The sequence below is a fragment of the Aquirufa sp. HETE-40SA genome, assembly GCF_054558635.1.
The window spans coordinates 987,645-1,009,728 of sequence record NZ_JBPXKN010000001.1 but is presented as its reverse complement, the minus strand read 5'-3'; the positions used below and the strand labels follow the sequence as shown (position 1 = coordinate 1,009,728).

The following is a 22,084-nucleotide window of genomic DNA, read 5'->3' as shown; positions in this document are numbered from 1 at the left end:
TTATCGGTATATTAGCAATTGCCATAGATTTTGTTCGTCGATTTAAAGAATTGGAAAGGTCAGAAATTCGAAATAAAATTGTAAAGTTAAAGGAAACACTCTAAAATTTAATTGATGCGTCCACTGCGCTATTTAACCCCTTATTTCTTGTTTATATTAGCTTATTTCGCATTTGCAAAGAGTGGTTTCTATTGTTGGATACCCTTAGTCTATCTTTTTTTTGTGATTCCTATTTGTGAATTATTCATAGTGCCTAATTCGGATAATCTATCAGAAGAGCAGGAGAAGGCGGCTAAATCAAATCTATTTTTTGATTTGGTCTTATGGTTAACCGTTCCCATGCAATTAGGAGCCTTGTATTTGTTTTTAACTAGTTTAAATCAGGGACTTTCTATTTTTGATACGGCTGGTCGAGTGGTAACGATGGGTTTGTTGTGTGGGACTTTTGGAATTAATGCGGCGCATGAGTTAGGTCATCGGGTAACTAAATTTGAGCAATTTCTTGCCAAAGTTCTATTGCTTACCAGCCTCTATATGCACTTTTTTATTGAACACAATAAAGGACATCATAAACATGTTGCTACGTCAGAGGATCCAAGTACGGCCTTTTATAGGCAGAATTTATACGCTTTTTTGATTCAAACTTTTACAGGAACGCAACGAAAGGCTTGGCAGATCGCCATTGCAGAATCGAAAAACAAAATTTTCAATGAGATGGCCTTATTTCAGGTGATTCAATTTACTCTATTAGGACTTATTTATTATACGTTCGGAGGCTTTGTTCTTGCTTGCTTTGTGGTTGCTGCCTTTATAGGAGCAGCCCTATTAGAAACGGTGAATTACATCGAACATTATGGATTGCAACGAAAACAAGCAAAGACTTCCTATGAGCGTGTGAAACCAGCTCATAGCTGGAACAGTAATCATGTACTAGGACGCTTAACGTTGTTCGAATTGAGCAGACATAGTGATCATCATTATTTGGCCTCTAGAAAGTACCAAATTCTGCGTCACATGGACAATGCTCCCCAAATGCCTACCGGATATCCAGGAATGATATTACTCGCCCTTATTCCCCCTCTTTGGTTTAAGGTGATGCATAAACAAATGGAGGTTTATGCCATTATTCCTTAGATTTAATGACTACTTCTTATTTAATTCTTGAATAAGTGCCTTTAGTTCATTCATTTCCTTGAAATTCACCTTTTGGGTCTTAATAAAAGCAATTGCTTTTTCTGCATCAGTACCAAATACTTCTTTCAGTATTTTTTCTTTGTTTTTCAAAAGATAAACCTTTCCATCAATTGCTACGAAAACATCTTGTTCGTCTTGAAAAACCTTTGCTGCTTGTGCACCATAGGTTGCCGATGGATCATCTGTCATGACTTTGTAAGGATGAAAAAGTAAGGAGTATTTACCCTTTTCTATAACCTGAACAAATCGCTTCTTTTTAATCGTAGGCACTTCGTATTCTGAAGTAAATTCAATCAATTCACCAGAGGAAGAGGAGGAGTAAGTAAATTTGGATAATTTGTCTGGTCCATAGGAAAATTGACCTCCATCTATTTTATACTCCAAATTATTTGAATAAGCATTTAAAGCAATTTGTAGTCCCTCTACTTTAAGTCCATTATTCAAGTATAAGACACCTTTTTTAAAGTCTTCTAAATAGGCTGAACCTTTAACGCCTATGTAGGGATTTGCTGTAATGGGCATACCTGTACCATTGTCACGTAGAATAGCCATTTGACCATATGACACAATAGGAGATACTCCAAGAAGAATAAAGAGGATTAATTTTTTCATCAGTTGTTGTAGATAAAAAGACCGGATAAATCCGGTCTTTTTAATCATTAAAATTTAACTAAACAAAATTATCGAGTAATTCGAAGTTGAACTTTGTTGTAATTTGAGTTATAGCCAATCTCATCGTTTCCATCAATTTGAAGCAAAAGATCAACCGAACCGCCAACTTTACCCGTGTTGAGTACATTGACAGTTAAAGTGCCAAAACTACTACCTTTAGGGATTGTTAATTTCCCTGTCATGGTGTAGTCTTTACCACTTACTGCTGTGGTACCTGAAGCAACAGCAGAGTATATTATAATTTCGTCAGATGCTCTATGTGCACCTACAAGATTTACACGAAGGTTAACGGTACCTACCGTATTAGTTACTGTAATTCTAGGATACGTTACACCTGCTGCAGGCGCACGTTCCACGGCATCTTGAAACTCTACTACACTTCCTTCCCATTTAGGGTAGTTTTGTTCAATGCAGGAAGAGGATACAAGGACTAAGGCCAATAAGTATAATAAATATTTTTTTTTCATGATTTCAGATTTTAATAGCCTTTGTTTTGTTTAATATTAGGATTACCATCCACTTCGCGCTGAGGAAGTGCTGGCAAAATCTTGAAATCTTCAAACGGCAAATTTACCGCTGGTGTTGTCTTCACGATTGCTCTTCCATAACGTTTTAAGTCAAAGAAACGTTGACCTTCAAATGCAAACTCTTTGAATCTTTCTAAAAGAATTTCCTCTAAAAGTGCATTTCCAGCCAATTCTACTGCAGGTAAACCTCTTAAAGCTTTGAATGCATTTAATTCAGTCAAGGAAGCAGATTCATTCTTTAATTGGTAATTAGCTTCTGCTCTATTCAAGTGCATTTCTGACTTACGAATCACAGGTACATTGTCTGCATAGGCAAAACCTGATTTAGCCATAAACTTAGTACATTCGATTTGACGACCAGCACCTCTAACTGTATTACCTGTAGTATACAATTGCGCTCTAATGTCAGCATTTCTAGTTACATCCCAGTTATTGTTGTCTGTAGCTGGCGTACCAGTCTGCAAAGCATCTAAACCAAAGAATCCTCTAACTGTAGTGTTTGGAATAAAATCACCCCATCCACCTTGAGAGTTTTTGTTTGTAAGACTCAAGATAGCAGTATAAGTTGACTGTAAAGACTCGTTCACCCCAATTGATTCTTCCGCTAAAGCAAAACGTACTTCAAACATTGATTCAGGATTTACTGGAGCTCTCCATCCATTAACATAGGCAGTACCAGAGGTAACAGTACCTACGTTACTTGCTAAAGCAAGAGCAGATTCTGAAACTACCTTAGACCAATCTCCTCTATACAAAGCGACACGAGACAATAGGGCAGAAGCTGCTGCTCCAGAACCGTATTGTACGCCTCTTCCTGCAGGAACTAATTTTTTAACATCCTCTAGATCCGTATATATCTGTGCATATACTGCATCGATAGTTGATCTTGCAGTTTTACGAGTTAAGGCCTCTCCAGATGTGATTACTCCCTCTAATACAACTGGAATACCTCCTTGATCGATTACACCAGGTTGGTAGATAGCAGTAGGCATGTAAGAGAAAACTTTTACTAAGTCGAAATAGTATAAAGCTCTTAAGAACTTAGCTTCTCCTTCCCAACGAGCCTTCTGAGCCTCTGATGCACCTTCAACGTTACTAACAGCAGCTAGAATTAGGTTAGCCTCATTGATGGCACCATAACTATTCTGCCAAAATGCTGCAGTGAAATGAGATCCTGGTTGGTTATTGTTTTCACCAATTAAACGACCAGAGTTACTTGTAGTTTGTCCTACATCAGCTAATGCATCAGATACGGCTAACAAATCACGGCCGTAGTTACGCGCATTCCTTAATTTAGAGTATACTGAATTAAGCGCAGCGTTCATCGCGTCAGGCGTATTTAAAGCTCCATTTGCATCTATTGATTGTTTAGGATCTACCTGAAGTAAACTATCGCAAGAACTTAATAGGAGAGATCCTACTAAGGCAAGAGATAAGTAAAATTTAGTAATTAATTTCATATTTTTTTCCTTTTATAGATTAGAATCCGATTTGAACTCCTAGTGTATAGCTTTTAGTTAAAGGAATAGCACCTGTACCTGCTCCTGTAAACTCTGGATCATATCCTGGATAATCTGTGTAGGTCCATAAGTTAACTCCTTGAAGGTAAATGCGTGCACGAGTAAGACCGATTTTATTGATTAGGCTAGGCTGGAAGCTGTAGGCTAATGTCAATTGTGAAAGTCGAATAAAGTCAGTCTTTAATAATGCTGCATCACCTGAGTTTCTGCTTGCACCTCTCACTTCATTACCGCCATTAGTTGTTACATTTCTTGGAATATCCGTGATTTGACCAGGTTTAGTCCAAGCTCTATTGTTTACTTCACGAAGCGCATTTAAAGTTAATCTGGTTCCGTTTTCTCTCAAGAAACCGTATTGTCCATCAGAGGTAACTCCACCATATTCGTATACAAAGAAGGTAGTTAATTCTAAACCTTTATAGGAGAAGGTGTTGTTCAAACCACCAAAGATCGTAGCAAGAGTAGAACCGCGGTAAACTCTGTCTGCCGCTAAAGGCAAATAGGTAATTCTACGATTGATATCGTACCACATTGGACGACCAGTAGCCGGGTTAACACCTGCGTATTGCGCTGCAAAGAAAGCTCCTTCACCGCTTCTACCTACTGGCTGACCTACTGCAATACCAGGGTTTGCCGGTAAGAATGATAAACCATCATATAATTTCACAATTTGGTTCTTGATTTGAGAGAAGTTGAAACTAGTATTCCAACGGAAACCAGCATTATCTACGTTAACTGTTGATACTTCAACTTCAATACCTTTATTCTGAAGTTCACCTACGTTATTAGAAATACCACTGAAACCATTTGTCCAAAGAATGGGCTGGCTCAATAATAACTCCTTTGTTCTACGATCAAATAAGTCAACCGAACCCGTGATTCTGTTGTCAAAGAATCCAAAGTCCACACCAACGTTTGTTGTATTATTCGTTTCCCATCCAAGGTCTAAATTAGCAAGTGAGGAAGGTAAAATACCTGCACTTCCTGAATAGTTACCACCGCCACCGTAAAGACCTCTTGCATCGAAGTTTCCGATTTGATCATTACCAGTTAAACCGTAAGAAGCTCTTAACTTCATTTCCGAAATGAGTTTTGAATCCTTAAGGAAATCTTCTTCTGCTACACTCCATCCTAAGCGAATAGATGGGAATAAACCATATTGGTTATTCGCTCCGAATCGAGAGGATCCGTCATAACGAGCTGTAAGAGTTGCTAAATACTTCTTTTTGTAATCATAGTTAACAGAAGTAAATGCAGAAGCTCTTCTATACCCTGTCCAGAAACCCGTAATTGATTCTGGGGTAGCAGCTGATTGAATGGTTCTAAACTGGAAGGTAGGGAAACCTATACCTGCTCCAGAGATTCCTTCTCTTACTTCAGATAAATATTCTACACCTAATAGAGCAGAAATATTGTGAACTGCATTGAAAGATTTATTCCAGTTTAATGTTTGCGTCGTGATGAAACGAGTTCTCCAGTCAGACTGAACCGAACTTCTACCGATCACACCTGCTCCATCTGGAGTACGTGGATCACGGTAATTATCTCCTTGTAGTAAACGATAATCTAAACCAAATAAAGAACGGAAAGTCAGGTTATTTGCAATTTTATAGTTAGTAATTAAATTACCTACTACCGTATTTGTACGTTGCAAACCTGAGTTATATGCGTTAACTAATACGATATTCTGTCCTAATACTCCGGCAATGGCCGTATTGTAAGTGCCGTTTTCGTTGTAGATTGGATTGTGTGGTAGTACAGCAGTCGCAGAGAAAGCAGGGTTTCCTAGAAATGCACCTTCGACCGCGAATGGGACATTTTGTGTAAAGGTAGAAAGGTTAATATTGGTCTCTACGCTCAAACGCTTCGTTGCTTGATGCGTCAATGCAACTCTAACTGTTCCTCTTTCAAAGTCCACAGGCTTAAATGAGGACTCTTGGTAGTTGTATGATCCGGATAATAGGAAAGTAGTTTTATCATCTCCTCCTGAAATATTCATCTCATAGTTTTGAAGTCTACCTGTTCCCATCACTTCACGCTGCCAATCGTAATTAGGCAAAGCTAAACCAATAGCGTCTAAAGCTGGTCTAGTAAGGGTTGCCCAGTTAGATGGAAGGCGTCCCATATTACTCAATGCATTTGCTTCTGGTAAAGTATTTCCAGAATTTATAAAAGCATCTCTACGCATTCCATACCACTCAGAACCCGTAAGTACATCTAGGTACTTCATTGGTTGAGTTTCTCCAGAGAAGGCATTTAATTCAAACTTAGCCTTACCTTTCTTTCCTTTTTTAGTAGTAATGATAACTACCCCGTTAGCCGCTTGAGAACCATAGATGGCAGCAGAAGCAGCATCTTTTAAGATCTCCATAGACTCGATATCATTCGGGTTCAAGAAAGCAAGTGGGTTAGATTGGGTGAATGAAGCGTTAGAGGTGTTATTTAATTGAACACCATCTACGATAAATAAGGGTTCATTACCTGCAGTAATAGATCCCACACCACGAATACGGATATTTACCGAACCACCTGGTAGACCGTTAGACGATCTAACTTGTACCCCTGACGCACGTCCTTGTAGGGCACGGTCAAAAGATTGTAATGGTAAGTTTTGAATAGAAGATCCTTTAACAGAAGATACTGCACCCGTCACTTCACGTTTCGTTTGCGTACCGTATCCCGTTACGACCACCTCATTCAAGGCTGTGTTATCAGTTTCCAAACCCAAGTTTATGATGGATCGGCTTCCAACATTCACTTCTTGAGCAATTAGACCAACAGATCTGAATACTAACACACTTTTTCCAGTAGGAACGTTAATGGAATATTTACCATTTAAATCGGTGGTAGTACCCACAGTCGTACCTTTAACAAGAACTGATGCACCTGGTACACCCATTCGATTTTCTACAGAAGTAACTGTACCGGTAACCACACGCCCTTGTGCAAATGCAACCGCATTAGCCATCAGCAATGTGAGACCTAGGAGTAAAATTTTCCTCATATTTATTAAAATTTTGTTTATGGCCCATTATTTACGAAATCTTGGGACGTTAACTCAAGTGATTTTTTGAGTTATTCATCTCAAATGCATTAACTCGTTGAGGGATAATGCATTTAAATCAAAACTATGGGCTGTTGATTTGGTGCAAGTTAAAAGTTTTTTTATTTGAATTCCACAATTAGGTATATTTTTTTTAACATTAATTAACATGGGCTTAACGTAGACTACTTAGGAAAAACCTATGGATCAACATATCCCTTTCAGAGTTTCAATTAATTATAAAATTCACTTTAAGTCAATTCAGTTTGTTTATTTAAAAGGACATCAGCGTTTCAAGTGATGGGGGCTAAAAAACTTGAAAAAATAAAAAAGGCCATCCAAAATTCTTGGATGGCCTTTTAAAGGTGACTATTTATCTTAATTAGTTCAAGAACTCATCAAAAGTTAAACTTACATAGTACATAGTACCTACCGTAGGGTTACCCCATGCTTGTCTGTATCCATCACTATTAAACAAGTTAGATCCTCCAATTTTCATGTTAGACTTCAAAGCCTTCATTTTTAAGCTCACTTGAGCATCGAAAGTTCCGAATGCAGGCATCTTAGATAATTGGAACGTAGAAACATCTGCATTTACGAAGGAAGACTGCCAAGCAAATTCACCCTGCCATCTGTAAGACATAGAGAAACCAATGTTCTTTACAATCTCACGGTTTGCGAAGTTCAATACATAGCGATATTCAGGAGTGTTGAAAGAAGGTTGGAAACCAGTTGCAGTCAACTTCTCTAAGTCACGAAGTTTATTGTAAGAAACGTTACCACCAATAGTGTAGTTTTTAGGTAAACGGTAATCCAATCCTAATGCCCATCCATAAGATTCGATAGTCTCTGTTCTATTAACTGGCATTGAATAGATACTTCTTGTACTTGAATTCAATAGGTTAAGACCTAAAGTAGAAGCAGGGCTAGTTGCGATGTAGTTTTTGTCTTGTACCAAAACTTGACCACCTATGAAGTTTTCAAAGCTATTGAAATAACCATAAGCATCAACCAAAAGTTTGTTAGCGAACAATCCCTTGTAACCTAACTCATAAGATTTAACAATTTCGGGCTTAAATTCTTCCGCTTTAAATGGTACCAATAATGCTTTATTTGCAGTTGCTGCGTTAACAGGGACCAATTGAGCAGCAATTGTCGGTACAATCGTAGGAACTAAAGCTGCGATAGCTGCAGGAGCCTGAGCTGCCGGAATCAAGCCTTCTACCACTTGCTGAGTTATAATGCTAGTAGCTTGTGTGATAGCTAACTGAGTTGCTTGCGCAATAGAAGCTTGATAAACAGGTGAAGAAGGCTGAGTGGCAGATAAAACAGCACCACCAAATTTAGTTACTGTAGCCAGTGTATATGCTGGGTTTGTAGAAAACTTGTAACGATCTCTAAAGAAAGGTAAACCACCAATTAAACGTGCCTGAGGAGTTACCAAATCAATGAATAGATCTTGGGTTGTAGGCATACGGAATCCAGTTTGGAAAGAAGCTCTAAAGTTGTGCGCTCCTTCTGTGAATACAGCGGATACACGCGGAGAAACTTGTCCTTTAAATCTTTCTTTCTTATCGTAACGAGCAGAAGCTGTCAATCTAAGCTTATCATTGAATAATGATTTTGCACCTTGAATATAAGCACCATGCTCGTTGTTAGTGAACTCTTTACCATTATCATCTGTAGCAAAAAGAGTCTTATCAGAATTCAATTCGAATACTCTAAAGTTTGCGCCTACGACAAAATCTGCCCATTTGATTTCTTTCAATTGGTAAGAACCCTCTACGTGGTACAAGTTAGTTTTATCCACAAATTTAGCGCCTACGCCAGTTGCATTACCTGGAATAGGAAGGTTTACAACGTTATTCTTTGCAGCCTCGAATTCTGGAGTTCCAGGCATTAGTCTACCTTGGTCAGCAAATTTTCTTGCTGCGGCGTGAGCTAAAATCTCGTCTAACCCACCTGCTCTCGCTTGAGCAAATGCACCTACGTATTGTGGGAACCAAAGGGTACTCGGTTTCCATGCTTCGTTAATACCTTGAGCGGCAATACCTACGGCAAAGGCGTCACCAGAACGCTCTTGTGTAGTGTAAGCTCTTAAGAACCAGTTAGCTCCTTTCAATTCAGCTTTGATTTGGCTTAATTGGAAGTTAGCGATGGAGTAACGATCTGCACCTGTATAAACTGTAGTTCCAAAACCATAGTTACCTTGGATGATAGCTTCCACACGGTCATTGATTCGATAATGAAGGGCTGCATTAAACTTCAACGATTTAGTGCCATAATCGGCTAAATCTGATTCAGCATATCCCGTTCTTGAAAGAGCAGTTTGTGGAATTAAAGGAAGGACTGCAGCTGGTAAAGCACCCGCTTTAACCATGCTTTCAGCTGTTGAGTACATATTAACGTTAGTTTCGTCACCATATACGTTAACACCATTGTATCCTGGATTAGAAACACGCGTGCCATATGCGATTCTGTTACCATTCAATAAAGATTGGTCTCTGAAATCGTTTGCTTGCCAATCATCTGCTTTTAAATAAGATACGTTCGCTTTAAAGGCAACCTTATTGCTAAATGCCTTGGCAAATCTAGCACTGAAATCATAGAAACCTGTTTGTGCAGTGGTTCTATCTTTTTGATCCATCAAGCCAGATCTCACATTAACAGAAAGACCTTGGTACAAGAAAGGACTTTTTGAATTCATCAAAAGGATACCATTAATGGCATTAGGTCCATAAAGTGCAGAAGCGGCTCCCGGAAGCAATTCAACGCTTTCTAAATCCAATTCAGGAATACCTACAATGTTACCCACTGAGAAGTTTAAACCTGGAGCTTGATTATCCATACCATCAATCAGTTGTACCGTTCTCACGTTACCGTTGGCGTTAAAGCCTCTTGTATTAAATGATTTAAAGGTCAAAGACTGTGTACTCATTTCTACTCCTTTCAAGTTATTTAAAGCATCATAGAAGCTAGCTTGAGGGACATTGCGAATGGCAAGGATATTCATTTTTTCAACAGAGACTGGAGATCTAAGAATACTTTCTTCCACTCTTGAGGCTGAAACTACTACGTCTTGTCCTAAAACGGAGGTCTCTGTTAGTTCAACTGAAAGAGAAGACATTCCTCTTGTTATTTCGACTTCTTTCGTTCCGAAACCAACCATGGAGAAAACTAACGTAAATGGAGCATCTTGGTTAACTTTCAAGGAATACTTACCTGTTAGGTCTGAAATTGTTCCAGTTACTTTTCCCTTAACTTGGATGTTCACCCCTAGTAAAGTTTCCTTCGTGTTTGCATCTGTGACTGTACCTGAGATGGTAGTCTGAGCAAGTGAAACAGTAGATCCCAATAAAAGGAATACAACCACTGAAAGCACTGAACTCCAGATTTTTCTGGTAAAATTTTTCATATTCTGAATTTAGTAAATTGTTAATATGGTTTTTAAATAAAGTTGAATACAATCCAAATTTTTCGAAATTTAAAGGAAAATGATAACTTTCTATACTTTTTATGAAAAAAAATCTCAAAAATTGAACTTTATTGAGATAGGGCTATTTAGGACTCGTACTAAGAACTAAACGAATGAATAATGGTCGTTGAATAGGGGAATATCCTTACTAATGGATTCAAACAAGCAAATTCAATGAATAGTTGTGGCTATAGTAAGGTGTATTAAAGTCAAAATTTGGCCTCAAATTTAAAATTTATAAAAAAATAGTTAACAGCTATGTTATGTTTTCATTAAAAATTATAAAATTTGTTGTTTGAAAAATAATTTGATCATTTAGTTCCCGAATTAAATCAAGTATACCTTTGAAATTATTTTTTAATTATAAATCAAACTTTATCAAATCAAAAATTATGAAGCTAAATTTACTAAAGAATTTGCTTGCCCTGTTTGTACTCTTAATGAGTGTAAGTACAGCGATGTCTCAGGGAGTTACTACTTCTGGTATCACCGGAACTATAACTGAACCTAACGGACAACCACTTTTAGGTGCAAGCGTAGTTGTTACTCACCTCCCTTCAGGTACGCGCTATGGTGCAGTATCTAATTCGGAGGGTAAGTATTCAATTCCCGGTATGCGTGTGGGGGGGCCTTACAAGTTAGCGGCTTCCTTCATTGGATTTTCTACGAAAGAAGTAGACGGGTTGAATCTTTCTCTTGGAACGTTCTCTAACTTGAACATCACGCTTAAAGAGGACGGAAAAGTGCTTTCTGAAGTGGTAGTAAGTGCGAATCAAAACAGCTTATTCTCAAGTGAGCGTACGGGTGCAAGCACTGCCATTGACAACAGAACGCTTAACAAGCTTCCGACTATCTCAAGAAGTATTAACGACTTCACTAGATTATCTCCACAATCCAATGGGCAGTCTTTTGCAGGTCAAGATTCTAGATTAAATAACATCACTGTTGATGGTTCTTACTTTAACAACTCATTTGGATTAGGTTCTGGCTCTAACCCAGGTGGTAGAACAGGTGTATCTCCTATCTCTTTAGACGCGATCGAGCAAATTTCGGTAAACGTGGCTCCGTATGACGTGAGACAAGGTAACTTTACAGGAGCTGGTGTCAATACCGTAACTCGTTCTGGTACGAACGAATTTTCTGGTTCAGCTTATTATTTCACACGAAATAACGACAACGTAGGTAAAATTGCTGGTGAAAATCGTTTCGATCCAGGTACTTTTAATTACAATCAAGTAGGATTCCGTGTAGGAGGTCCTATTATTAAAAATAAATTATTCTTCTTTGCTTCATTTGAAGATGAGAAAGAGTCGAGACCAGGTACAACTTGGAAAGCTAATTCAGGAACTGATCCTATCACTGGTAACGTAACACGTGTTTTAGCATCTGATCTTGATGGATTAAGCTCTTATCTAAAAAGCAAGTTTAATTACGAAACAGGTCCTTACCAAGGATATGACAACTTAACAGTAGGTACTAAGTTTTTGGTTAAGTTAGACTACAATATTAATGATAAGAACAAGTTAAGTTTGAGATACAACCACTTAAATTCATCTACTGATGTGTTGATGTCTGGTTCTTCTTCTTTAGGTTTCGGTAACCGTAACTTTAGATCAGAAGCATTGAACTTCCAAAACTCTAACTATAGCATCATGGAGAACATTCGTTCTCTAGTAGCTGAATTGAATTCACGTATCGGTTCAAACGTATCCAATAATTTAATTGTTGGTTATACTTACCAAGATGAAAGCCGCGGTGAGAAGGGAACTTTCTTCCCAATGGTGGATATCTTGAACGCTGGTTCTACTTACACTTCTTTTGGATTTGAGCCTTTCACTCCGAATAACGAGTTGAGATACAAGACATTCCAAGTTCAAGATAACCTACAGATCTTCAAAGGAAACCATACATTCACGACAGGATTTAGTTATGAAAACTACCAGTCTGAAAATATTTTCTTCCCTGGTTCACAGTCTGTATATGTGTACAACTCTTTGGCTGATTTCTACAAGGATGCGGATAATTTCCTTGCTAATGGTAACAGTGTTGCCTCTGGCGTTAACTTGAGAAGATTCCAGGTTCGTTGGAATAATATTCCGGGATCAGATAAGCCAGTACAGCCTTTGGAAGTAAACTATGGTGGTGTATTCATTCAAGATGAATGGCAGGCTAGACCTAATTTGAAGCTTACGGCAGGTTTAAGAGTAGATGTTCCTATCTTCGAGCAGACTGCACTTAGAAACACAGCAATGGAAAGTTACTATTTCAGAACACCTGCTTCTGCTTATGTAAACTATAGAACAGATGCACTTCCAGAAGCTAACCTGTTGTGGTCTCCACGTGTAGGATTTAACTGGGATGTGTTTAATGATCAAAAGACTCAGGTTAGAGGTGGATCAGGTATATTTACTGGTCGTCCTGCTTATGTTTGGATTTCTAACCAAGTGGGTAACAATGGTATCTTAACAGGATTTGAGCAGTTAGACAACACGCTAGTGAGACCTTTCAACCCAGATCCTAATAAGTACAAGCCTTCTACAGTAACAGGTGCACCTGCTTCTTCATATGAGCTTGCCTTGACTGAGACGAACTTCAAGTTCCCTCAAGTTTGGAGAACAAACATCGCGGTTGATCAGCAATTACCTGGTGGTATTATCGCTACAGGTGAATTTATCTACAACCAAGATGTGAACGGGGTAGCTTACTTCAACGCTAACTTACCAGTGGCTGGTAGTCAGTTCGCAGGGAAAGACAATCGTTACAGATGGACTTCTAACCGAATCAATGCTAATATTCCGAATGCAGTAACTTTGTCTAATCAGGCAGTTGGTAACTCATGGGTAGCTTCATTCTCTTTAGAAAGACCATTTACGAATGGATTATTCTTGAAGTCAGCTTATAGCTATGGAGAATCTAAAAACACAGTGGATCCAGGATCAATTGCTTCAGGTACTTGGTTCGGAAACCCGGTGACTACGGATCCAAACAATCCTGGTCTTGCTAACTCAGCGAACTTCATGGGACACAGAGTTTTTGCTATTGCTTCTTACTCTAAAGACTTCTTTAAGATTGGAAATACGTCTGTATCTCTTTTCTGGGAAGGTAGAACACTCGGTAATGCTAGTTACGTAGTTGGAGGAGATTTAAATGGCGACGGTGGTACTGCTAACGATTTGATCTACATTCCTGCTACTAAAGCAGAAATGAACTTCCAATCATTCACAGCTAGCGGTAAGACCTTCACTCCTGCGCAGCAAGCGGATGCTTGGGAAGCGTATATTCAACAAGATGAGTACTTGAGCGCTAATAGAGGTAAATATGCTCAAAGAGGTGCCGTGATTATGCCAATGGTATTCCGTGCTGACCTTTCATTTGCTCAGCAATTGTTTACTAACATCGGTGGTAAGAGAAATACCTTGGAATTCCGTGTTGATATTCTTAACGTAGGTAATTTGATTGATGCTGACTACGGTGTAGGTAAGACTTTCAATACAACTCAGCCTCTTGTAACAGGAACACCTGTTGTTAGTGCAGATGGCAGACCTCAGTATAGAATGAGAAACCTTGGTGCTAACTTAGTTACTGAAACTTACAGAGCTACTGCTGGCGTTTCTGACGTTTGGAGAATGCAGTTTGGTTTGAGATATATCTTTAACTAATACTGAATCTAGTTAATAAAAAAAGCGTCTCGGTGATTACCGAGACGCTTTTTTTATGTGTTGATGTTAAGGGATTCTAGCCAAAATCCGGACATGATTATTCCACCGTCACACTCTTAGCTAAATTCCTCGGCTTATCCACATCTAACCCTCTCAATACTCCAATGTAGTAAGAAAGGATCTGCGTAGGAATGACAGAGATAAGTGGAGCTAATAATTCATCTACTTCAGGAACCACCATTACGTGATCAGCCATGTCGCGAATTTGGGTATCGCCTTCTGAAATGACTGCGATCACCATTCCTTTGCGTGCTTTTATCTCTTGGATGTTAGAGACGATTTTCTCGTAATAAGCATCTTTCGTTGCGATGAATAAAACCGGTAGGTTTTCGTCTACTAAAGCGATAGGTCCGTGCTTCATTTCTGCCGCTGGATAACCTTCCGCGTGGATGTAGGAAATCTCTTTTAGTTTCAAAGCGCCTTCTAGAGCCACAGGGAAATTGTATCCACGACCTAGGAATAAGAAGTCACGTGCTTCAGCGTAATGCTTCGCTACTTCTTTAATGGATTCGTGTGTTTCTAAAACGGCTTTTACCTTTTCCGGGATTAAAGCTAATTCGGCCAAATATCGGTTGTATTCTGCTTCAGTGACCGTTTTCTTCTCACGACCAATTTTGATGGCCATCATAGCTAAAACCGTTAGTTGTGCCGTAAACGCTTTCGTGCTTGCGACGCCAATTTCTGGCCCAGCGTGTGTGTACGCGCCGGAGTGAGATAAGCGGGCAATGGATGATCCTACCGCGTTCACTACCCCAAAAATAAAGGCACCCGCCTCTTTCGCTTTTTCGATGGCTACGAGCGTGTCAGCTGTTTCACCACTTTGGGAAATAGCAATTAATACATCGCCTGCTCCCACGACTGGATTTCTATATCGGAATTCTGAGGCGTATTCTACCTCTACAGGGATGCGGCAAAGGGTTTCTATCATGTATTCGGCGACTAAACCGGCGTGCCAGCTTGTGCCGCAAGCTACTATGATGATTCGTTTTGCTTGAGAGAAAACGGACATGTGCTCTTCCACGCCTGCAAGCGTCAAAGTTAAGTTTTCCATGTCCAAACGGCCACGTAAACAATCTGTTAAGCTGCCGGGTTGGTCAAAAATTTCTTTCAACATGAAATGGTCGAATCCGCCCTTTTCGATTTGGGCTAATTCCATGTCTAATTGTTGGATATAAGGCGTAATAGGCTCATTTCCTAAGTTCTTCAGAATGATCTCATCTGGAGAAATGATGGCTAATTCGTAGTCATTAACGTAGATTACCTTTTTTGTGTATTCGATAATAGGAGAAGCGTCAGAGGCTAAGAAATGCTCGCCATCGCCTACACCGATTACTAAAGGAGAACCTTTACGGGCTGCGATTAAGCGATTAGGGAAGCCTTCTTCCATGACGATGATCACATAAGCACCTACGACGCGTTTTAAAGCGATACGCATCGCCTCTTCTAGGGATGACTTGTTGTTGATTTGGATGTCTTCAATGAAGTTTACCAAAACCTCCGTATCGGTCTCACTTTTAAAAGTGTAGCCTTTTTGTACTAATTCTTGCTTTAATGAACCATAGTTCTCGATAATCCCATTATGTACTAAGGTCAATCGTCCGCTATTTGAAGTGTGTGGATGTGCATTTGCATCGGAAGGTTCTCCGTGGGTTGCCCAACGGGTGTGACCGATACCTACTGTCGCTTTTGAAATGATTTCCTCATCCCAAGCTTCCAGTTCCGCTACCCGGCCTTTTTTCTTAAATGTGTTCACCATATCACCGAATAATGCAATACCTGAACTATCATATCCACGGTATTCTAAGCGCTTTAAGCCCTTTAAAATAACGGGAAATGCTGGCTGTTTTCCGATGTAAGCTACGATTCCACACATAAAATATAAAATTTATTTTTGTATTATTTAAATAATCTACTTTTAGGGAGCTGTACCCTATTTTTATCAGTAAATATCTCATATTTGAATAATAATACCAAATTTATCGGACATATTTTACTTATTGGTTAATCAACTTAATAGGATTCTTCCGGGATGATTCCTGTGTGTCACGTTTTTTGCCTATTTTCGTTCTAAAGCTAGCCATGCTAGTCTATCATTCACTAATTATACATTTATGAAAAAAGTCCTTTTTTTAGGCCTCCTTTTTTGTGCCTCATTCTCCCTGATCTCTCAAGATTTACGCGTTGAACCACTGAATTGGTGGGTGGGAATGAAGAACCCAAATTTACAATTATTGATCAAAGGAAAAGACCTAAGTGGTGGCGTAGTTACGTCAACCAAGAAGGGATTGACGGTAAAAAAAGTAACGAATGGCGATAGCCCGAATTACTTATTTGTGGATTTAATTGTAGAGGCGGGAGCGCAGGCAGGAACGTATCCGTTGGTGATCAAAAAGAACGGAAACGTAATTCATACGATCAATTATAGCCTAGACGCGCGTGCGAAAAACTCCGCGAATCGTCCGTCTTATTCTACGAAGGATGTGATCTATTTAATTACGCCTGATCGCTTTGCGAATGGCAATCCGGGAAATGATAAAGTGGCTGGAATGCGGGAGATGTCTCTAAATAGAGCTGCCTTGTATGATCGCCATGGAGGAGATTTACGTGGGATTTTAGATCATTTGGACTACATAAAAAATATGGGTTTTACTGCTATTTGGAATATGCCTGAAGTAGAGAATGACCAAACCATGGAAAGCTATCATGGATATGGGATTACAGATCACTATAAGATTGATCGTCGTTTTGGGACGAATGAAGACTACCGTGAATTGGGGATGAAGACCCAGGCGAATGGGATGTATTTGATTAAGGATATTATATTGAATCACTGTGGAAATGGCCATTGGTGGATGGACGATAAGCCTTTCAAGGATTGGATTAATTTTGGTGGAAAATTCACCTCAACGACACACCGCCGCGAGACCGTTCAAGACCCGCATGTTTCGAAATACGATGCGAAATTGCAGACAGAAGGTTGGTTCGTTCCTGCCATGCCTGATTTGAATCAGAAAAATCCGTTTATGCAGCAATATATTATCCAAAATACCATTTGGTGGATTGAATACGCACATTTAGGCGGTCTACGCATCGATACCTACCCGTATTCAACGAAGGAATTTGCGACGATGTGGTCAGATGCTGTTTTAGCAGAATATCCGAACTTAAATATGGTAGGGGAGGAGTGGTCATCGAATCCGATTATCACCTCTTACTGGCAACGCGGAAAAGTGAACCGCGATGGCTATAAATCGTCTTTGCCAGCCTTAATGGACTTTCCTTTGCAAAATGCAATTTCAGAGGCGATGAATGAAAATGATAAAGAATGGGGTAAGGGATTGAACAAAATCTACAGCGCTATTTCGAATGATTTAGTCTACGCGGATCCAGATAATCTAGTTGTTTTCATGGATAACCACGATATGTCACGCGTTTACACGCAGGTAAAACACGATCAGGCTTTATTAAAGATGGCTATGACGTATATTTTCACCACTCGCGGGATTCCGCAGGTATTTTACGGCACAGAAATTTTGATGTCTAACCCGAAATCAAACGAGCATGGTGAGATTCGCGGGGACTTCCCAGGCGGCTGGGCTGGAGATGTGAAGAACGCCTTTACAGGAGCAAATATGACGGCCGACGAGAAGGCGACGCAGGATTTCTTCAAGAAGATGTTGAACTGGAGAAAAGGTTCTGAAGCGATTCATAAGGGCAAATTGTTGCATTTTGGACCGGAGAATTCGGGTGAAGGAAATGGCGTTTATGTGTATTTCCGATATACAGATAAGGCCAAAGTGATGGTGGTTCTAAATAAGAACGCAGATGCACGTGCCATCGACTTAAGTCATTACGAAGAAATTTTGCCAGCGGGGGCAAAGGCGCATAATGTGATGGAATCGTCTGATGTCGTTTTCGGGAAATCACTGAGCGTTCCGGGTAAAACCGCTCAGATTTTTGAAATAAAGGAATAATGAAAAAACTCGCCTTTTTTCTATTTTTCGCCAGCCCAGTATTGGCTCAAACAAAAACAGATCTGTCTGGAGCTGCTAACCTATTTGATTTAACTTTCACGACGCAGGAATTAGATACGCTTTATTCGGATGTGGTTGATAATCTGGCAAATTACAAGGCGATGCACTCAATTTCATTGAATAATAGTGTGCCTTTGAGTCTTTGGCAAAATCCGAAATTGCCCGGAATGAAATTTGATCAAACCCAGCGCCCGGTAGTGTGGCCAGCGGTGAAAGCGACGCTGCCTAAAAATCGCAATGATCTAGCTTTTTATTCCATCGATCAATTAGCGCATCTAATCAAGACCAAGCAAATCACTTCGGTCAAATTAACCTCTTTTTTTATAGAGCGAATCAAGAAACACGGAGAGACCTTGCAATGCGTGATTAGCATTCAGGAGGATTTGGCACTGGCTCAGGCGCGTCAGGCAGATCAGGATATAGCGAGTGGTAAATACCGAGGCTTATTGCATGGGATTCCATACGGTTTGAAGGATTTGTTTGCCGTTAAAGGAACAAAAACGACTTGGGGCGCCGCTCCATACAAGGATCAGGTGATCAACGAAGATGCCTACGTGTATACAAAATTGAAGGAAGCAGGGGCTGTTTTAGTCGCCAAATTCACCTTAGGCGCCCTAGCGATGGGGGATTATTGGTACGGTGGTAGAACAAAAAATCCGTGGAATCTAAGCTTTGGATCATCCGGATCTTCTGCAGGCTCCGCCTCGGCTACGGTTGCTGGATTAGTCCCTTTTGCCATCGGAACAGAAACGTGGGGTAGTATTGTTTCTCCCGCGACCACTTGTGGAGCTACGGGATTACGGCCTACTTTTGGGAGTATTTCTCGCTCAGGTGCGATGGCTTTAAGTTATTCGTTGGATAAAGTAGGACCTATCTGTCGTTCTGCGAATGACGCCGCGATCGTTTTTCATTATTTGCACGGGTCAGATGGAAAGGATTTGGCAGCTGTAAACATGCCCTTTAATTACCAGGCAAATCGCCCAGTGAAAGGAATGAAGATTGCCTATGCGAAAAATTATTTTGACAAAATCAAAGACACAACCCGTAGTGAATGGAAAGTCTTGGCTGATTTGAAGAAACAAGGTGTTCAATTAATTCCGGTCGATTTCCCAGATGAAAATGTCTACAAAGTAAACATCATGGATGTGGTAATAGGGGCTGAGTGTGCGGCGCAATTCGATGAGATGACGCGTAAAAATATCGATGATCAGCTTACCCGCCAAACCAAATACGACTGGCCTAATCAATTCAGAACCGCTCGTTTTGTTCCTGCAGTCGAATACATCAACGCCCAACGTCACCGGTATTTGTTAATGCAAGAGGTAAATAAAGTCGTTTCTCAATACGATGCGATTATTTGTCCATCACGTGGAGGCGGTAATCAATCTGCTATTACGAATTTAACGGGTCATCCGGTGGTCTGTGTTCCTACCGGTTTTGATGCGAAAAACAGTTTGCCTACGGGTATCTCATTCGTTGGTAAATTATATGATGAGGGCACTTTATTACGTATTGCTCAATTTTATCAGGATCATACTCGTTTCGAGGAAGTACATCCAGAAAAATTCTTGAATTGATTGATGTATAGTAGTTTATACATTTTTTATTTCTAATATTGGGACAAATAAACCTATAAAACTATTGAATCATGAGCATCTCCAGACGTAGCTTTTTAGAAAAAAGCGCCTTAGCATCTAGTTTTTATATAGTTCCTCGCCATGTTTTGGGAGGAAAAGGATTTTTAGCACCCAGCGATAAATTAATCGTTGCGGGTATTGGAGTAGGAGGTAAAGGGAAATCGGATTTGAAAAAATTCTATGAAAGTGGGAAAGCAGAAATTGCTTTTTTATGCGACGTAGATGATCGTCAAGCAAAGGATTCCGTTGCAGCCTATCCGAAAGCAAAATATTACAAAGATTGGCGTAAGCTAATGGAGGTGGAATCGAAAAATTTCGATGCGGTTTCTGTTTCAACGCCTGATCATAACCACGCGGTTCAAGCGATGGCAGCCATGCAACTGGGCAAACACGTGTACGTTCAAAAACCGATGACACACGATATTTATGAAGCGCGCATGCTAACGGCTGCCGCTGATAAATACAAAGTCGTGACGCAAATGGGTAACCAGGGTTCCTCTGGGGATGGTGTTCGTCAATTAGTGGAATGGTTCGATGCAGGAATTATAGGGGATGTGCATACGGTCCAAATTTGGACAAATCGTCCTATCTGGCCACAAGGGATTCCTTGGTCTACCGCGAAGCCACCGGTTCCAGCGGGATTAGACTGGGATTTATGGTTAGGAACGGCACCTTATAAGGATTATGTAGATAATTTGATTCCCGGCTCATGGAGAGGTTGGTGGGATTATGGAACAGGTGCCCTAGGTGATTTAGGTTGCCATTTAATGGAAGCTCCTTTCCGCGTTTTAGGACTTAAATATGCGTCTGATGTGCAGGCAAGTGTGGGTAGTGTCTTTACGGCTTTTGGCCAAAGAGGGGTATTCCCTGACAGCTGCCCTCCATCGAGTCATGCCACGTTAACGTTCCCGAAGACGTCTAAAACGAAAGGACCAGTAACCATGCATTGGATGGACGGTGGTATTAAACCAGAGCGCCCAGAAGAATTAGGTCCGGATGAAATGTTTGGTGATGGAAACTCAGGTATTCTATTTATCGGTACGAAAGGTAAAATGATGGCCAGCGAATATGCAGCTAATCCACGTTTATTACCTCTTTCTAGAAATCAAGAGGTGAAGGTGAAGCAAAAATTAGAACGTGTACCTGGCAGTGCAGAAGGTCACTATGCCCAGTGGGTAGAAGGTGCGATTGCTGGTTACGGAAATAAGCAAATGAGTTCTTCATTTGAAATGGCTGGACCATTAACGGAAGCGATCTTGATGGCGAATCTAGCGATTCGTGTAGCAGATATGCCTTTCCCTCGTACTACTGGAAGGGGAAATCATTATCCTGGGTCGAATACGAAATTGCTGTGGGACAATGAGAACATGCGCGTGACGAATTTCGATGCGGCAAATCAATTTGTTAAACGCACGTATCGAGAGGGTTGGAGTTTAGGCGTTTAGGCTAACCTAGTTTATCTGCGTATAAAATGACTAAAATGCCGCATGCGTACATGCGGCATTTTATTTTTCCTCTCTTTTTCAGTTTTCGCTCAGGAACCTGATTTTCACTATAAAGCCTTTTCGATCAAAGTGGACTCTGTCAGCTCAGGTGTGGAGGTGCAGAAAATTCAAGCTTTAGCAGCAGTTGAAAAAGATCCTGGGAAACAAGCCCTTCTTAAAAAAGCGTTAAAAGACTACCTCTGGCTCGATGGATTGCGCAAGAATCGCAAGGTGATTTTAGTTAATATTCCTGCAGCCCAACTGCGGGTTTTTGAAGATGTGAAGGAAGTCTTGCAGATGCGTGTGATTTTAGGTAAAAAGAAAAGTCCAACGCGTACCTTACTCAGCAAAGTAGATGAATTGACCATACATCCTTATTGGTTTGTCACACCCCGCATGGCGCGCGTAGAGCTGCTACCTAAGATTAAGCGAAATCTAGCATTTTTAGATAACAATCAGATTCAAGTATTAAATTCAAATTACCGGGTGATTGATCCCAATTCAATCGATTGGTCAGGTTTAAACAAGCATAATTTCCCTTATATTTTGCGCCAAAACAGCGGAGAAAACAATGCCTTAGGTGCTTTAAAATTCCATTTCAACAATCCCTATAGCCTCTATTTGCACGACACAGATTCGAAGAAATTGTTCAAATAGCCCCAGCGTTTTTACAGCCACGGCTGTATCCGTATAGAAAAGCCCAAAGAACTAGCTCGATTATTGCTAGGCGAAAATCACATCGCACTAGACACTGTCAAATTCAATCACCACATTAAGAA

Annotated in this window: 12 protein-coding genes; 6 read left to right on the top strand and 6 right to left on the bottom strand. The window is 40.1% G+C overall.

Annotated features, from left to right (window positions below):
- Positions 1-114 precede the first annotated feature (114 nt).
- Positions 115-1,134 (top strand): alkane 1-monooxygenase, encoded by a 1,020-nt coding sequence (locus tag ACRZ9O_RS04515; RefSeq protein WP_459456771.1) that lies wholly within the window; start codon positions 115-117, stop codon positions 1,132-1,134.
- A gap of 9 nt (positions 1,135-1,143) precedes the next feature.
- On the opposite strand, the gene ACRZ9O_RS04510 is transcribed toward ACRZ9O_RS04515, so the two are convergent.
- The 5 genes from ACRZ9O_RS04510 to ACRZ9O_RS04490 form a co-directional block, all read right to left on the bottom strand.
- The gene (locus ACRZ9O_RS04510; protein WP_459456769.1) at positions 1,144-1,806 is read right to left on the bottom strand and encodes a hypothetical protein; all 663 of its coding nucleotides are present in this window, start codon (positions 1,804-1,806) and stop codon (positions 1,144-1,146) included.
- Positions 1,807-1,874: 68 nt separating this feature from the next.
- Complete coding sequence (locus ACRZ9O_RS04505) at positions 1,875-2,333, bottom strand: DUF4843 domain-containing protein (protein ID WP_459456767.1); 459 nt, start codon at positions 2,331-2,333, stop codon at positions 1,875-1,877.
- Between the two features lie 11 nt (positions 2,334-2,344).
- Complete coding sequence (locus tag ACRZ9O_RS04500) at positions 2,345-3,853, bottom strand: RagB/SusD family nutrient uptake outer membrane protein (RefSeq protein ID WP_459456765.1); 1,509 nt, start codon at positions 3,851-3,853, stop codon at positions 2,345-2,347.
- A 19-nt stretch (positions 3,854-3,872) separates the two neighbouring features.
- Entirely contained in the window at positions 3,873-6,917 is a 3,045-nt protein-coding gene (locus ACRZ9O_RS04495) for a SusC/RagA family TonB-linked outer membrane protein (RefSeq protein WP_459456763.1), read from the bottom strand.
- A 421-nt stretch (positions 6,918-7,338) separates the two neighbouring features.
- Positions 7,339-10,371 (bottom strand): carboxypeptidase-like regulatory domain-containing protein, encoded by a 3,033-nt coding sequence (locus tag ACRZ9O_RS04490; RefSeq protein WP_459456761.1) that lies wholly within the window; start codon positions 10,369-10,371, stop codon positions 7,339-7,341.
- A 452-nt stretch (positions 10,372-10,823) separates the two neighbouring features.
- On the opposite strand from ACRZ9O_RS04490, the gene ACRZ9O_RS04485 reads away from it, so the two are divergent.
- Positions 10,824-14,090, top strand: a complete 3,267-nt coding sequence (locus ACRZ9O_RS04485) for a TonB-dependent receptor (RefSeq protein ID WP_459456759.1) — start codon at positions 10,824-10,826, stop codon at positions 14,088-14,090.
- Between the two features lie 97 nt (positions 14,091-14,187).
- Here the strand turns inward: ACRZ9O_RS04485 and glmS are convergent, their stop codons facing one another.
- Positions 14,188-16,023 (bottom strand): glutamine--fructose-6-phosphate transaminase (isomerizing), encoded by a 1,836-nt coding sequence (gene glmS, locus ACRZ9O_RS04480; RefSeq protein ID WP_459456757.1) that lies wholly within the window; start codon positions 16,021-16,023, stop codon positions 14,188-14,190.
- 238 nt (positions 16,024-16,261) lie between these two features.
- Between glmS and ACRZ9O_RS04475 the strand changes: the two genes are divergently transcribed.
- From ACRZ9O_RS04475 to ACRZ9O_RS04460, 4 genes are all read left to right on the top strand, one after another.
- Positions 16,262-18,124: a glycoside hydrolase family 13 protein gene (locus ACRZ9O_RS04475; RefSeq protein ID WP_459456755.1), complete on the top strand. Its 1,863-nt coding sequence runs from the start codon at positions 16,262-16,264 to the stop codon at positions 18,122-18,124.
- On the top strand, positions 18,124-19,761 hold the full coding sequence (locus tag ACRZ9O_RS04470) for an amidase (protein ID WP_459456753.1): 1,638 nt from the start codon (positions 18,124-18,126) through the stop codon (positions 19,759-19,761). The genes ACRZ9O_RS04475 and ACRZ9O_RS04470 overlap by 1 nt, the downstream gene beginning before the upstream one ends.
- Before the next feature lie 71 nt (positions 19,762-19,832).
- Positions 19,833-21,266 carry a Gfo/Idh/MocA family protein gene (locus ACRZ9O_RS04465; RefSeq protein ID WP_459456751.1) on the top strand — a complete coding sequence of 478 codons (1,434 nt, stop codon included), beginning with the start codon at positions 19,833-19,835 and terminating at the stop codon, positions 21,264-21,266.
- A gap of 42 nt (positions 21,267-21,308) precedes the next feature.
- The gene (locus tag ACRZ9O_RS04460; RefSeq protein ID WP_459456749.1) at positions 21,309-21,962 is read left to right on the top strand and encodes a L,D-transpeptidase family protein; all 654 of its coding nucleotides are present in this window, start codon (positions 21,309-21,311) and stop codon (positions 21,960-21,962) included.
- Positions 21,963-22,084 lie beyond the last annotated feature (122 nt).